The 14,508-nt window shown below is 58.1% G+C and carries 12 protein-coding genes and 1 tRNA gene; 2 read left to right on the forward strand and 11 right to left on the reverse strand.

Translation table 11 applies throughout. The annotated features are described in order from the left end of the window. Window positions 1-184 precede the first annotated feature (184 nt). Complete coding sequence (locus tag B3Y70_RS07350) at window positions 185-703, forward strand: lipocalin family protein (RefSeq protein ID WP_273030915.1); 519 nt, start codon at window positions 185-187, stop codon at window positions 701-703. 42 nt (window positions 704-745) lie between these two features. Here the strand turns inward: B3Y70_RS07350 and B3Y70_RS07355 are convergent, their stop codons facing one another. The 5 genes from B3Y70_RS07355 to B3Y70_RS07375 all read right to left on the reverse strand — a co-directional run bounded on the left by B3Y70_RS07355 (window position 746) and on the right by B3Y70_RS07375 (window position 5,256). Further along, a complete protein-coding gene (locus tag B3Y70_RS07355) occupies window positions 746-1,237 on the reverse strand; it encodes a DUF4411 family protein (RefSeq protein ID WP_141066710.1) in 492 nt (163 codons plus the stop codon). Further along, on the reverse strand, window positions 1,234-2,373 hold the full coding sequence (locus tag B3Y70_RS07360; protein ID WP_141066711.1) for a helix-turn-helix domain-containing protein: 1,140 nt from the start codon (window positions 2,371-2,373) through the stop codon (window positions 1,234-1,236). The genes B3Y70_RS07355 and B3Y70_RS07360 overlap by 4 nt, the downstream gene beginning before the upstream one ends. A 150-nt stretch (window positions 2,374-2,523) precedes the next feature. Next, window positions 2,524-4,719, reverse strand: coding sequence for a DNA/RNA helicase domain-containing protein (locus B3Y70_RS07365; protein ID WP_227548773.1), 2,196 nt, complete (start codon window positions 4,717-4,719; stop codon window positions 2,524-2,526). Between the two features lie 11 nt (window positions 4,720-4,730). Further along, a complete protein-coding gene (locus tag B3Y70_RS07370) occupies window positions 4,731-5,051 on the reverse strand; it encodes a nucleotide pyrophosphohydrolase (RefSeq protein WP_141066713.1) in 321 nt (106 codons plus the stop codon). A gap of 128 nt (window positions 5,052-5,179) precedes the next feature. Beyond that, a tRNA-Pro gene (locus B3Y70_RS07375) sits at window positions 5,180-5,256 on the reverse strand. 223 nt (window positions 5,257-5,479) lie between these two features. On the opposite strand from B3Y70_RS07375, the gene B3Y70_RS07380 reads away from it, so the two are divergent. Beyond that, entirely contained in the window at window positions 5,480-6,925 is a 1,446-nt protein-coding gene (locus B3Y70_RS07380; RefSeq protein ID WP_189383312.1) for a TrkH family potassium uptake protein, read from the forward strand. Between the two features lie 57 nt (window positions 6,926-6,982). On the opposite strand, the gene glyS is transcribed toward B3Y70_RS07380, so the two are convergent. The 6 genes from glyS to def all read right to left on the reverse strand — a co-directional run bounded on the left by glyS (window position 6,983) and on the right by def (window position 14,450). Continuing rightward, on the reverse strand, window positions 6,983-9,064 hold the full coding sequence (glyS, locus tag B3Y70_RS07385; RefSeq protein ID WP_141066714.1) for a glycine--tRNA ligase subunit beta: 2,082 nt from the start codon (window positions 9,062-9,064) through the stop codon (window positions 6,983-6,985). A 2-nt stretch (window positions 9,065-9,066) separates the two neighbouring features. After that, on the reverse strand, window positions 9,067-10,089 hold the full coding sequence (glyQ, locus tag B3Y70_RS07390; protein WP_036149746.1) for a glycine--tRNA ligase subunit alpha: 1,023 nt from the start codon (window positions 10,087-10,089) through the stop codon (window positions 9,067-9,069). A gap of 134 nt (window positions 10,090-10,223) precedes the next feature. Further along, entirely contained in the window at window positions 10,224-11,627 is a 1,404-nt protein-coding gene (gene trkA, locus B3Y70_RS07395) for a Trk system potassium transporter TrkA (protein WP_014420019.1), read from the reverse strand. After that, a complete protein-coding gene (gene rsmB, locus B3Y70_RS07400; RefSeq protein WP_141066715.1) occupies window positions 11,624-12,925 on the reverse strand; it encodes a 16S rRNA (cytosine(967)-C(5))-methyltransferase RsmB in 1,302 nt (433 codons plus the stop codon). Before rsmB ends, trkA begins: the two co-directional genes overlap by 4 nt. 2 nt (window positions 12,926-12,927) lie before the next feature. Continuing rightward, window positions 12,928-13,863, reverse strand: a complete 936-nt coding sequence (gene fmt / locus B3Y70_RS07405; RefSeq protein WP_011783622.1) for a methionyl-tRNA formyltransferase — start codon at window positions 13,861-13,863, stop codon at window positions 12,928-12,930. Window positions 13,864-13,943: 80 nt separating this feature from the next. Beyond that, the gene (gene def / locus B3Y70_RS07410) at window positions 13,944-14,450 is read right to left on the reverse strand and encodes a peptide deformylase (protein ID WP_198324811.1); all 507 of its coding nucleotides are present in this window, start codon (window positions 14,448-14,450) and stop codon (window positions 13,944-13,946) included. Between the last annotated feature and the right edge of the window lie 58 nt (window positions 14,451-14,508).

Below are 14,508 nucleotides of genomic sequence, written 5' to 3' on the forward strand. Positions count from 1 at the left end.
GTGTAGAACTGCTTGGCCCGGCCCATATCGCTGACTCCGAGTGTGACGTATCCGATCATATTCGACTCCTTGGTTGGTTAGCGCTGGGTATACGAGCGCCAGGGTGTTTCAGAGCTTAACACCTGTTTGACGATCTTTGCCTGTGGCTTTGCGTTGGTTCACGACTGTTCTTTGGGAGTTTGTCATGAAGACTGGATTGGCTGTAATCGTGTTACTGTTTCTGATGACGGGCTGCACCGGTGTGCCCAAGGGCATTGAACCAGTGACCGGTTTTGACCAGCAGCGCTACCTGGGCACCTGGTACGAGATCGCCCGGTTGGATCACTCGTTCGAAGAGGGCCTGAGCCAGGTTACCGCCGAATACACCCTGAACGACGACGGTAGCGTCAAAGTTATCAACAGGGGCTATAACGAAGAAAAAGGCGAATGGGAAGAGGCCGAAGGCCGGGCAAAGTTTGTCGGTGACAGTGATGTGGGCCACCTGAAAGTGTCCTTCTTCGGGCCTTTCTATGGCTCTTACGTGGTGTTCGGGCTGGATGACGACTACACCACGGCTTACCTGACCAGCTACAACCGGGATTACCTGTGGCTGATGTCGCGCACGCCGGAGGTGAGCGACGAGGTGCTGGAGGCGTTCAAGGCCCGGGCCGAGGCGGAGGGGTTTGAGCTTGGGGAGTTGATTGTGGTGGAGCAGTCGCGCTAACCGTGGTGGCTGCCTGGCAAAGCCTGAAACCGTTTGAGTTGCTTATGTCCCCAGCACAAATCGGGCATTTAACTCTCGAAGGAACTGAAACGTATTGATGCAGGTAACGTCAAACTGCTGACATATATTTGGAACTTTTACCTTCCGGGCGTTTGGTGCAACTACCGATTCATGAGTGACGACAGTTGCCCCGAGGCATTGTGCTTTAGCAATAATCCAGGGATCGGCTTTTGCCAGAAAACTATCACGATTACCGGCGTTGTAATCACCTTCCATGACGGATTGCACAATGGCGGCAAAGGCACTTTGGGTTGCTTCGTCGTCATTGCTGATGAAATGCCCAGGTCTTTCTCGCACCCAGTCTGCCAGGTCATCGTTGCCGTCCCGCAGCTCCCGGCCGATCATATCCACACTGCCGATCAGGCCTTGCTCGAACTGTAAGTCCAGCCAGTCCCAGTACGCGGGGCAGATATCCATGCCGTAGTATTGATTCTTGGCTTGTATGTAGGTATTCGCATCCAGCAAATATCTCAAACGCCTAACTCCCTAGCGAACGTCTCAATTTTCCCCGGTTTGATTCCACCCAGAAGTTCACCTGCTTCCCGCAGCAACAGTTGGCCACTCAAGGCTTCACCGACAACGGCCTGGGAGAATTGGCGACTAATCTGTGCCTTTTTGGTTTGGTAGTAAGTCGGGCCACCGCTTCCTTTCCGCTGTTCGTGGCGCATTTTCTGCTCAAAAATGTAGCGGCCATACTCTTGCTGGGATATAAAATTGAGCGTTAAAGCACGCCTGGCTAGCGCCCAGGTACTTACGTGGAAATGAGCCTCAAGCGGCGGCAGGTTGTCTTCCCAGCTTTCAGAATCGTGTTGCCAGAGTGCCCTGAACTCCTGGGCAGGCACCAGAAATTCTGCAGCAACAGCGTTACACAGAACCTCTTCCTGACGATGGGTGTTGGTGTTGCCGTCAGAGATCCCGGATTGGCCAATCCAGATATGGCAAAGTTCATGAATCAGTGTGAAAAGGCGCGCACCCAGCGCGTCGCTGTGATTCACAAAAATGATCGGAGCATACTCATCAACAATCGCGAACCCACGGAATTCATCAACGTTGAGCGGACGGCTATGGTGCCCAAGATTACCCTGACGCATAACGAGAATCCCCAAGGATTCAATACGCTGGACTAAATCCCGATAGTAATCATCCCATTTACCTCTGGTTGGGTGGGGCTCAACACCCAGGCACGCGCGGATGTCTTCGACAATGGACTCCACGGAGTCAGAATAGGAAGCGCGGCCGACATAGGGGTTGGCCTCGGCAAAATGCTGTTGAAGGTACTCCCGGTACCATTCCTGGCGTTGCATCATCAGTTTGACCAGGTCTAGCAATTCTGCGCTCGGGCGCTGTACACCTTGGCCTTCGAGGGTGCGCAGGTCCGGAATGGGTAAGACTTCCTCAGGTGGCTTTGCCAAGAACAGATAGCCAAACGGCACATGCGCTTTTTCAGCGAATCGCATTGCCTGGTTGAACGTCAGTTTTCGTTCGCCGGACTCCCATTCCCGAAGTCGCTCCTCAGAAATACCGCAGCGCCGGGCAAAATCAGGCACAGAGATACCAGAGCGCTCCCGCGCCCAGGTCAACATGTCTGTGTTGATGTTTGCCGTGGTCATTGTGGCGTTCCGGAATACTCAAAAAAAGAAAAAGCCCCAAGGGCTCGGCACACCCTCGGGATAGTTGAGGGAGGCTTACTGCCAAGGGGCGGATGTGATTTGAAGTCTGATATGGCGGAGTTGGGTTGTCAAACACCATCGAGTTGAATGCTAATCATCAATGACGCCAACAAATTCCCCAACCACCCGATATTTAAGTGCTTCTTCATCTGTCAGCTCAAGGGGCTGAAAATTGTCATCGTAAGAGTTGGGGCTCAGTTGAATACGGGTATGACGCCAGCCTTGTTCGTCATCAACCTTATAGCTTTCATAGACTTTCACGGTGTAGCGTGAACCTGACTCGGCATCAACACTGTCGATACATTCAACCAGTACGGTCTTCCCGTTTCTGGAACCACCACGGTCGGTTCGGAACAGGCACACGGCACCATTCGGAATAACCCGGTTCATGGATTCGCCGAACACCCGGCAGGCAAACATGTCTTTGCGCACCCGGACTCCTTCGGGCACAGCAACCCAGTCTAAGTGCCTATTGGGGTCAAGCTCGCTAACCTCACTAAGTTCTCCGAACCCTCCCGCAGCCGCTTGCAGATCGAACAGCGGCACAGCGTTTACGTAAGGTTCAAGCTCCACCACGTTGGTGTTTTCAGGCTCTGGTTGGCCAGAACTATGAACGGGAATGTGCTGTTTCAGGTAATCCCTTAGCGCATCATCACATGCGTAGACAAAAGTGCCGCGAATACCTCGGAGCATGATGGTACGGTAGATGTTGATGATGTACTGCTTCAGTTCTTCTGGGTCTTTGATGCCCTGGCCGCCGGTGCGGTCGTGGTAGTTGCCTTTCTCTATGACAATGACTTGGCTTTCCGGGTCGTACCGGATCTCCTCGCCGAAGATAATGCCGGCGTAGTTCAGGTCGTAACCCTGGGTGGTGTGAATGCAGCCGACTTCCCGGTGCGATCCTGCCTTGTTGATCCAGTCGGTATTGGTGCTGTTCCAGCGGAGCTGAACGTCATCGATCACGATGTCGTAGGCCTCACAATCCTTCTTCGAGGCCCAGGGCCAGGAGTAGCCGGCGATCAGTCTGGACAGTCCGACCTGCTGCTCTTTCTCGTGAATTGTACTGACCATGTCACTGAGCGAATCAAATACTTCAAATTCGTAGTTTTTGGCGGTGAACACCACGCCGTCATCAACACCGCCTTTCAGTAACTTATCCACAAACTCCACATAGGGTTGCCCGGCCTTGACCCGGAACTGGGAGAGTAACCGGTGGGTCACCGAGCCCTTGGCAGCTTTAAGGAGCTGGAACACTTCGACATCGGCGTCGGAGGGTTTGATGGACTGGCCTTCGTCGTAGAAGAAAATCGCCTTGTTGGCTTGCTGGCACACCCAGTCCACTTCGCTGCAGGTATGCTTGTCCATATCCAGAGCCTGACAGGCTTTGTCGAAACTGCCGAAATAGGCACCCAGATTCTTGCGCTTGCGCAGACGGTGGGATTCGTCAACCAGAACAATATCGTAGCGCTGTTTGGTCAGCTCGGACGGGCTGATCACCATGTCGGAGCTAAGCCCGGCAACGTGCTTGAACGCATTCTTCAGGGTGGTTCGGAAGGAGGTCATGGGCACCACCAGCGCCATTTTGGGTTTGGGCAGTGTTTCTCTGAGGGATTTTAGCAGAGCGTGGATCTCAGCCTCCTCGTCGGAAAATTCCCGCAGGCTGATCTGGTGATCTTCGGAGGTTAGTAGTTTGAACAGAAAAATGGCCAGGACCGACTTGCCGGTTCCGGCTCCCCCTTCCACCACAATATTCTGGACACCGGGGTTGGTCAGTTCATGCAGTATGGTGAGAAGTCCCTGACGCTGATCGAAGGACAGGGATTTGTAGGGCGAGTATTTGAAGACATCGGAGTTATCAAGGTGGTCCAGGGTGCGGGACACAACGCCCTTGGCTATTAACCGGTTCCAGACTTCCCGGAAGACTTCTTCATACAAGGCGCTGCGCTGGTAATAGTTGTGGTCGGCCAGCCCCAGGTTGCCGTTGAGCAGGGTGTACTTGCCATCGGCGGCCATGTACTTGATCAGCAGGGATTCCACATCCAGCGTTGCGGATTTGTTGAAATACTCGCTGGTGATCAGGTGAACCGCGGTCAGCAGCTGCTTTTCGTCGTGTTTGAGGTGGGTGCTCATGCGGGTGAGCGTGTCGGTGGTTTCGCCGATGTAGGCACGCCCGTGCTTTTCGTCACTGAGTACGTAGACCAAGGGCCAGTTACCCGCAGCAAAGGCATTGTCGCGCAAATCGTTCAGGGCGTCCTTGCTGAAGGGGTAGCGCTGAATCTCAGCCATCGGCGATTGGCTCATAGCTCGGTGTACTTCTTCGCGGTTCCCCTGGCTTTGCTGACCGGGTATTTCTTTTCGTTCAGGGCAATCTTGTCGAGCACAATCTGCTCCACATCCAGCTCATAGCTGTCTGCCAGCAGTAACGCATAGGCAATCACATCGGCGAGTTCTTCTTTTACTTTGCTGACATCGGCCTGTTCGGGAGATTTCCATAGAAATAACTCCAGCAGTTCCGAAGCCTCGATACTCAGGGCCAGCGATAGATCTTTCGGGTTGTGGAACTGCTTCCAGTCTCTGTCATCCCGGAATTGACGCAGCCGGGCGATCGCCTCATTCATCAAAACACCCCTTTAATCATGAGCAGATTGACTAAGGATACAGAAATTCATTGGGCTGGGGTGTAACAACCCAGAATGAAATATTATTGGAAAACTGAAATAGGGAAAGATAAATCAAGAAGGGAAAGTGGTCGGCGTGGCAGGATTCGAACCTGCGACCCCTTCGTCCCGAACGAAGTGCGCTACCAAGCTGCGCCACACGCCGATCAACGGCCGGTATTATACGCATTGGCGGCGGTTTTGCTACCCCTTCCCCGGGCTGGAATTCAAAAATTCTGTCGTGGATTGTCCGGATCGGTGGCAAGCAGAAGCCTCGCCCTGGCAGTGGTAAACCCGGTTGAATGGGCGTATAACAGCGGCGTGGATGCCGCCTTGCCTTGTAAGGCGTTGCGACTGGCCTGTGTCCGGACATCGGAGCCCCCTGCCCTGTGAACATTATCCCCATTGTTCAGATCCTCGGTTTTCTGCTCATCCTGCTCAGTTTCCTCATGACCCTTCCGGTTAACCTGCTGGTATTCGGTGATACGCCGGATTGGCTGGCGTTCGTGAAATCCTCGGTGGTCTGTTTCAGCATTGGTGCCGCGGCTCTGGCTTTGGCGGGGCGGCGGAAACACGCGCTACGCCAGCAGCAGATGTTCATGCTGACGGTGTCGGCGTGGGTTGTGATTCCGTTATTCTCCAGTTTGCCGCTGCTGCTGAGTGACATGAAGCTGAGCATGACCGATGCTTTCTTTGAGAGCATTTCCGGCGTGACCACTACGGGTTCCACCGTTCTTACCGGCCTGGATCATCTGCCGGACGACATTCTGCTCTGGCGTTCGATCATGCAATGGATGGGCGGTATCGGGATCATCGGTATGGCGGTTGCCATCCTGCCGTTTCTCCGGATTGGCGGTATGCGGCTGTTTGCGACCGAATCGTCCGAATGGAACGAGAAAGCGGTGCCCCGCACCAGCCACCTGGCCCGCAGCCTGGTACTCATCTATCTGGGCTTGACGCTCGGTTGCGTGCTCACCTACTGGCTGCTGGGGATGAGTTTCTTTCAGGCGCTGAATCACGCGTTGACTACAGTATCGACCGGGGGCTATTCCACCTCGGACAGCTCCATGGGGCAGTTTGATTCGCCGTCCATTCTACTGGCGTCGACGGTTTTCATGGCCATGGGCGCCATGCCGTTCTTTCTGTTTGTACGGTTTATTCACGGACAGCGACAGCCACTGTTGCGGGATCAGCAGGTTCGTTTCTTTCTCCGGTTCCTGGTGATTGTCGCTGCGTTGCTGACCATTTACCGGGTTCTGAGGGAGCCGGTAGATCCGTTTGAGACCTTTGTTTCAGCGCTGTTCAATGTCACGTCTGTGGTAACCACAACCGGCTTCGCCTCCACGGATTACTCTTTGTGGGGCCCGTTTGCGGTGGTGGTATTCCTGTTCATTACCTTTGTCGGCGGGTGTTCCGGGTCCACGTCTGGCGGCATGAAAATCTTCCGGTTCCAGCTGTCCATGCTATTGCTCAGGGAGCAGGTACGTCGTTTGCTGCACCCTCACGCGGTGTTTGCCCGCAACTACAACGGGCGGGTGATTGGTGACGATATCGTGGCCTCCAGTGTCGCCTTCTCTTTCATTTTTCTGGCGACGCTGGCGCTGGTGACGGCGATTCTGGGGGCGCTGGGGCTGGATCTGGTGACCAGTCTTTCCGGAGCCGCTACGGCTTTGACGAATGTCGGGCCAGGACTGGGCGATACCATCGGCCCGGCAGGCAATTTCCAGACCTTGCCGGATGCGGCCAAATGGGTTCTGATGGGCGCCATGATTCTGGGCCGGTTGGAGCTGTTGAGTGTGTTTGTGATGTTGTCGCCGGACTTCTGGCGCAGCTGAGTGGAAAAGCAGGATAGGCAGGCGGCTGGTTTATTGTGAACCAGCGGCCTGTGTGCCTCAGCCTGCTGTGGGCAGCAGGGAGATGTCGGCAACCCGCAGGAACAGGTTGCGCAGGCGGTTCAACAGTGCCAGACGATTGTTGCGCACGGCTTCGTCGTCGGCCATCACCATCACTTCATCAAAGAAGGTGTCTACCGGCTCACGCAGGCTGGCCAGCGATGTCAGCGCACTGGCGTAGTCACCCTGCTCGAACATCGGCAGTACTTGCTGTGCCTGCTCTTCCACCTTCGCCGCCAGAGTTTTCTCGGCAGCATCCTGCAACAGCGCGGTGTCTACGGTCTCGCCGATGCGGTCACCACCCTGTTTGGTGAGGATGTTGGAAACCCGCTTGTTGGCGCCGGCCAGGGCCTGGGCCTCTGGCAGCTGGCGGAAGGCTTCCACGGCTTTTACCCGGCGGTCGAAGTCCAGCGGGCGGGTCGGGCGGCGGGCGTGCACCGCCAGGTACACTTCGGCGCCGATGCCCTGCTCATCATAGTGGGCACGGAAACGCTCCAGCATGTAGTCCACCACGGTGCTGGCGGTGTTCTTCTCGGTCAGCACGGAGAAGTTTTCTTCCGCCCACTCGCAGACCGTCTGCAGGTCGAGTGGCAGTTCACGTTCGATGATGATGCGCAGCACACCGAGAGAAGCACGGCGCAGAGCGAACGGGTCCCGGGTACCGGACGGCGGCTGGTTGATGCCGAACAGGCCGACCAGGGAATCGATGCGGTCAGCAATGGCCACCGCACAACCGGTCAGGGTGGTGGGCAGGTCGTCGCCGGCAAAGCGCGGCATGTACTGCTCGTTCAGGGCCTTGGCGACATCGGCATGTTCGCCGTCGTTGGCGGCGTAGTACTGGCCCATAATGCCCTGCAGGTCGGTGAACTCCAGCACCATTTCGGTGACCAGATCGGTCTTGGCCAGCATGGCAGCACGCTCGGCCAGGGCCGGGTCGCTGTTGATGGCTTCGGCAATCTTTTTGGCCAGGGCTGCTACCCGTACAGATTTGTCGTAGATGCTGCCCAGCTTGTCCTGGAACACGATGGGCTTGAGTGCCTCGATGCGGTCTTCCAGCCTGGTCTTGCGGTCGGTGTCGTAGAAGAAGGCGGCGTCGGACAAGCGCGGGCGAATCACTTTCTCGTTACCGGAAATCACCTGGGCCGGGTCTTTACTCTCCAGGTTGGCCACGGTGATAAACAGCGGCAGCATCTTCCCGCCGGCATCCACTACGTGGAAGTACTTCTGATGCTCCTTCATGGAGGAAATCAGGGCTTCGGCCGGTACATCCAGGAAGCGCTCCTCGAAGCGCCCCATCAATGGTACCGGCCATTCGTTCAGGGCAGTCACTTCGTCCAGCAGGTCTTCGTCGATTACGGCCTTGCCGCCGGCTTCTTTCTCCGCCAGCGCGGCCACGCCGGCGCGGATCTGCTCACGACGCTCGGCGAAGTCTGCCAGTACGTAGCCTTCCTGCTTGAGCACCACTTCGTAGTCGGCCGGGGTGGGCACAATCAGCTCTTTCGGGCAGTGGAACCGGTGGCCACGGGTCTTGTTGCCGGGCTTGAGGTTCATCACCGGTGCTTCAATCACCTTGTTGCCGTACAACAGAATCAGCCAGTGTACCGGGCGCACGAATTCCGTCTTCCAGGCACCCCAGCGCATGCGTTTGGGAATGGGCAGGGCGGCCAGGGATTTGTCCACCAGATCCGGCATCAGTTCTACGGTGGGCTTGCCCTTCTCAACGGTACGGTACACCAGCCAGGCACCCTTGTCGGTCTCCATGGTGTCGAGCTGATCCGGGGTAATCCCCAGGGAGGTGGCGAAGCCGGTCAACGCCCGGGTGGGGTTACCGGAATCATCAAACGCTGCTTTCACGGCCGGGCCGCGCTTCTCGACCGATTTGTCCGGCTGGGCATCGGCCAGGTCCCGGATACGTACCGCCAGACGACGGGGTGCTGCGAAGCTTTCCACCGCACCAAAGGCTACGCCGGCTTCTTCCAGGCCTTTGACAATGCCCTGGGTGAAAGCGTCAGAGAGGGGCTTGAGAGCTTTCGGAGGCAGCTCCTCGGTGCCCAGTTCGACCAGAAAATCCTGAGTTGCCATGATTATGCGTTCCCCTGTTCCTGCGGTGCCTTGTTGGCTTTCTTGCCCTTTTTACTGGCCTTGGCGTCGGCGGCTTCAGCGGCGGCCAGCACTTCCTTGCGGAGGTGTTCCGGGGCCAGCGGGAAGCCCAGCTTGCGACGGCTCTCGAAGTAGGCCTGGGCCACGGAGCGAGCCAGGGTACGTACACGCAGGATGAAACGCTGGCGCTCGGTCACGGAGATGGCGTGACGGGCGTCCAGCAGGTTGAATGTGTGGGAGGCCTTGAGCACCTGCTCATAGGCCGGCAGTGGCAGACCTGCGTCGATCAGGCGGGCGCTTTCCCGCTCATAGACATCGAAGCTGTGGAACAGGAACTCGGTGTCGGCATGTTCGAAGTTGTAGGTGGACATTTCCACCTCTTGCTGATGGAACACGTCGCCGTAGGTAACCACGCCATCCGGGCCATTGGTCCAGACCAGGTCATACACGCTGTCCACACCCTGCAGGTACATGGCGATACGCTCAAGGCCGTAGGTCAGCTCGCCGGTGACCGGATAGCATTCCAGGCCGCCTACCTGCTGGAAGTAAGTGAACTGGGTCACTTCCATACCGTTCAGCCAGATTTCCCAGCCCAGGCCCCAGGCGCCCAGGGTCGGCGATTCCCAGTTGTCTTCGACAAAGCGGATGTCGTGCACCAACGGGTCCAGGCCCAGGGCGCGCAGAGAATCCAGGTACAGCTCCTGAATGTTGTCCGGAGACGGCTTCAGAACCACCTGGAACTGGTAGTAGTGCTGCAGGCGGTTGGGGTTCTCGCCGTAACGGCCGTCGGTGGGGCGGCGGCTGGGCTGGACGTAGGCGGAGTTCCAGGTTTCCGGACCGATGGATCGCAGGAAGGTGGCCGGGTGGAAGGTACCGGCGCCCACTTCCATATCCAGGGGCTGGAGAACCACGCAGCCGTGCTGCGCCCAGAAATTCTGCAATGCCAGGATCAGACCCTGGAAGGTCTTGATGTCCGGCGCGGAGTTGTTGGTTGCCTTGTCTGTCACGACGTTTGCCTGCTGGTCAGTCTGTGTGTGGGCCCCGGTTCCGGGGCACTCCGAAAATTTGAAAACGCGCATTATACGCTGGCCGGCGCCGCATTTCTAAGTGCCAGCCAGGGTGTTGTTTTGCCTGAGATCAATCAGAAGAACGTGAGGCCCACCTGGAACAGTTTCTCGACGTCCCGTATGCGCGACTTGTCCACCAGGAACAGGATCACGTGGTCGTCTGGTTGCACCCGAAGGTGGTCGTGGGCGATGAGCACTTCGTTGTGCCGGACAATGGCACCAATGGTCGTTCCGGATGGCAGATTGATTTCGTCCAGGCGTTTGCCAACCACCTTGGAGGAACGGTGGTCGCCGTGGGCGATGGCCTCAATGGCTTCGGCCGCGCCCCGGCGCAGGGCGTGCACGTTCACCACATCACCACGGCGCACGTGGGTAAGCAGGCTGCCGATGGTGGTCTGCTGGGGTGAGATGGCCACGTCGATATCGCCGCCCTGGATCAGGTCCACGTAATCGGGGTTGTTGATCAGGGTCAGGACCTTGCGGGCACCCAGTCGCTTGGCCAGCAACGAGGCCATGATGTTGGCTTCGTCGTCGTTGGTGACGGCGCAGAACACATCGGTATTCTCGATGTTCTCTTCCAGCAGGATGTCCTTGTTGGCTGCATTACCTTCCAGTACCACGGTCTTGCGCAGGCGCTCGGACAGCATCACGCAGCGTTCATGGTCCCGTTCCAGGAGTTTCACCTGATAGCGGTCTTCCAGGGTGTTGGCCAGCCGGTAGCCGATGTTGCCACCGCCGCAGATGAAGATGCGTTTGTAGGGCTTCTCCAGCGGTTGCAGTTCGCTCATCACCGAGCGGATATGGTCGGCGGCGGCGATAAAGAACACCTCGTCGCCGTCTTCAATTACGGTATCGCCCTGGGGCATGATCGCCCGGTCCTTGCGGAAAATCGCCGCCACCCGGGTATCGATCTTGGGCATGTGGGTGCGAAGGTAGGACAGTTCGTGCCCCACCAGTGGGCCGCCCTCGGTGGCGCGAATGGCGACCAGTCGGGTCAGGCCCTTGGAGAACTCCAGTACCTGCAGGGCACCGGGGTATTCAATCAGCCGGGTAATGTGCTGGGTTACCAGATGTTCGGGACTGATCAGAACGTCCAGGGGGAAGCCTCTCAGGCTGTCCAGGTCCTTGACCGTATCCCGGTTGTAGAACAGTTCCGGCTTGGCCAGATAGGCGCCGGCACGCACACGGCAGATGGTAGTGGGGGTCTTGTACAGCAGCTTGGAGACCTGGCACGCCACCATGTTGGTTTCATCGCTGTTGGTTACCGCGATGATCATGTCGGCATCTTCGGCACCGGCCTGTCGCAATACCGTGGGATAGGAGGCGCGGCCATGCATGGTGCGGATGTCGAGCCGGTCCTGCAGTTCGCGAAGGCGGGCGCTGTCGTTGTCCACCACGGTGATGTCGTTGGCTTCGTTTGCCAGGTTTTCCGCCAGGGTGCCGCCGACCTGGCCGGCGCCGAGAATCAGGATTTTCATGGTTCAGGTTTCTCCAGCACGGCGTAGAAAAAGCCGTCATGGCTGTCCGGGTCTGGGAACAGCTGACGCCCGGTGTTCATGTCCCGGCCCCAGTCTGCGTCGATGGTCTTCAGCGTTGCCTGATTCTGCTGCTTCAGGAACCGCTGGATTATACGGTGGTTCTCCTGTGGAAACACCGAACAGGTGGCATACACCAGTCGCCCACCGGGCTTCAGGATAGACCACATGGCCTCCAGCAGGCCAAGCTGGATACTGGCCAGAGGCACGATGTCGGACTCCCGGCGCAACAGTTTGATGTCCGGGTGCCGGCGGATCACGCCGGTAGCGCTGCAGGGAACGTCCAGCAGGATGCGGTCGAAGGGCGTGCCGTCCCACCAGCTGTCGATATCGGCGGCATCGGCCTGGGTCAGGGTGGCGTGCAGGTCGAGCCGGTCCAGGTTTTCCTGGACCCGGGGCAGGCGCTCGGCGGATTCGTCGATGGCCACCACTTCGTCCAGTTCGCCACAGGCTTCAAGGATGGCGCAGCTCTTGCCTCCGGGCGCGGCGCAGGCATCCAGTACCCGCTGGCCTGGCTGCAGATCCATTAGAGTCGTACACAATTGGGCGGCTTCATCCTGAACACTGACCGCGCCGTCCTCGAACCAGGGCAGTCGGTCCACCGGCACCGGCCGTTGGAGCTGGATGCCGCTGGGGGCAAAGCGCGTGGCGTGGGCCTCGATGCCGGCTTCCGACAACAGGTTCAGGTACTCGTCGCGTTTGAAGCGCAGGGCATTGACCCGCAGGGTCATGGGTGCCTGCTGGTTGTTGGCTTCAAGGATGGCCTGCCAATCGTCCGGCCAGTTGTGGCGAAGCTTCTCCACCATCCACACCGGATGACTGAAGCGGCCACTATCGTCTTTCGGCGCTGGCGCCCCTTCCCTTTCGGCGGCCCGCAGCACTCCGTTGACCAGACCGGTCAGGTGGGGCTTGTCCAGTGCCCGGCAAGCCTCCACGGTTTCGTTCAGTACCGCGTAGGTGGCCTGTTCGCTGTAACGCAACTGGAACAGGGCCACCAGCATCAGGTGGTGAATGATCCGGTCCGGCTTGCGCAGGGGCTTTTTCAGGCGCTGGTTCAGCTCGCTCTCAAGTCGGTGAAACCAGCGGCAGGTGCCATAACAGATAGCTTGCAGCTGTGGCCGTTGTTCCGGTGGTAACTGGTTCAGGGCGGGGGGCAGGCATTGGGATAACGACTGGCCCTGTTCCACCGCCAGCAATACGTTGGCGGCAATGGCGCGGAATGGCAGGGGCTGGTAGGCCATGGTCAGTTCAGCTCCTGGCCGGGCAGCAATACCTGCTTACCACCGTTGATCAGATCGTTGATGCTCTGGGCCTTGCTGCCTGGTAACTGCGCGGAAGTGATTCTGAGCGTGCCGGTGCCGCAGGCAACGTCTACACCGTCCCGCTCCCGGGCAATCACGGTACCGGGACCCTTGTCGCTGCCCTGCTTCAGGGCGCTGGCCTGATGAATACGGATACGTTGCTCGCCAAGATCGGTAAAGGTACCGGGCCAGGGGTTGAACGCGCGAATCAGTCGTTCGATTTCCTGCGCGCTTCGGCTCCAGTCGATGTGGCCCTCTTCCTTCGACAGCTTATGGGCGTAGTTGGCCTCTGCCTCATTCTGGACTTCGCCGGTCAGATCGCCCTTGGCCAGCCGCTCCATGGCCTGCACAATAGCCTTGCCGCCCATCTCGGCCAGCCGGTCATGCAGGCTGCCGCCGGTATCGTCGGCGCTGATGGGGGTGTCCAGTTTCAGCAACATGTCGCCGGTATCCAGGCCCTCGTCCATCTGCATGATGGTGATTCCGGTTTCGGCATCGCCGGCGGCAATCGCCCGCTGGATAGGGGCGGCGCCACGCCATCGCGGCAGCAGGGAGGCGTGAATGTTCAGGCAGCCATGGGTTGGTATGTTCAGCACTGCCTTGGGCAGAATCAGGCCATAGGCAGCCACGATCATCACATCCGGTTGCAGTGACGCCAGTTCCTGTTGGGCCTCTTCTGGCTTCAGACTGACCGGTTGATACACGGGAATACCAGTATCCAGTGCCACCTGTTTAACCGGGCTGGGCATCAGTTTGCGGCCGCGGCCGGCGGGGCGATCAGGCTGGGTGTAAACGCCGACGATGTCGTAACCGGCATTCAGCAGGGTTTTCAGGGCGGTGGCGGCGAAATCCGGCGTGCCGGCAAACACAATGCGCACGTTGGTTGCTTCTCTGTGTCGTTGATACGAAAAAACCGGGTCGTAACCCGGTCCTGAATTCGGTCTATGCTGGCAGCGCCTCAGGCGCTCTGCTTGTGCAGCTTTTCCAGCTTCTTGCGAATGCGATTACGTTTGAGCTGGCTCAGGTAATCGACAAACAGCTTGCCATTCAGGTGGTCCATTTCATGCTGGATGCAAACTGCCAGCAGGCCTTCAGCCTCCAGGACAAACTCCTTGCCGTCGCGATCCTTGGCGGTAATCCGGCAGTGCTCGATGCGCTTCACATCTTCATAGAACCCCGGTACCGACAGGCAGCCTTCCTGCATGGCTTCGAGCTCGCCATCCAGCACTTCCACTTTCGGGTTGATGAACACCCGCGGCTCGGTTTTATCTTCGGACAGATCCATTACGATGATCTGCTTGTGCACATCCACCTGGGTCGCGGCCAGGCCAATGCCGCGGGCATCGTACATGGTCTCGAACATGTCGTCGATCAGCGTACGGATGTCATCGGTCACTTCCTCCACCGGCTTGGCGATGGTGCGAAGTCGTGGGTCCGGATACTCAAGAATTTCTCGAATCATAATGCTCTTGCTTCTGGCCTGTGTGTATCGGGCAATCTCTAATGTCAGCCTGTTTGACGGG

It is taken from the genome of Marinobacter sp. UBA5687 (assembly GCF_002420325.1).
GTDB classification, from domain to species: domain Bacteria; phylum Pseudomonadota; class Gammaproteobacteria; order Pseudomonadales; family Oleiphilaceae; genus Marinobacter; species Marinobacter nauticus.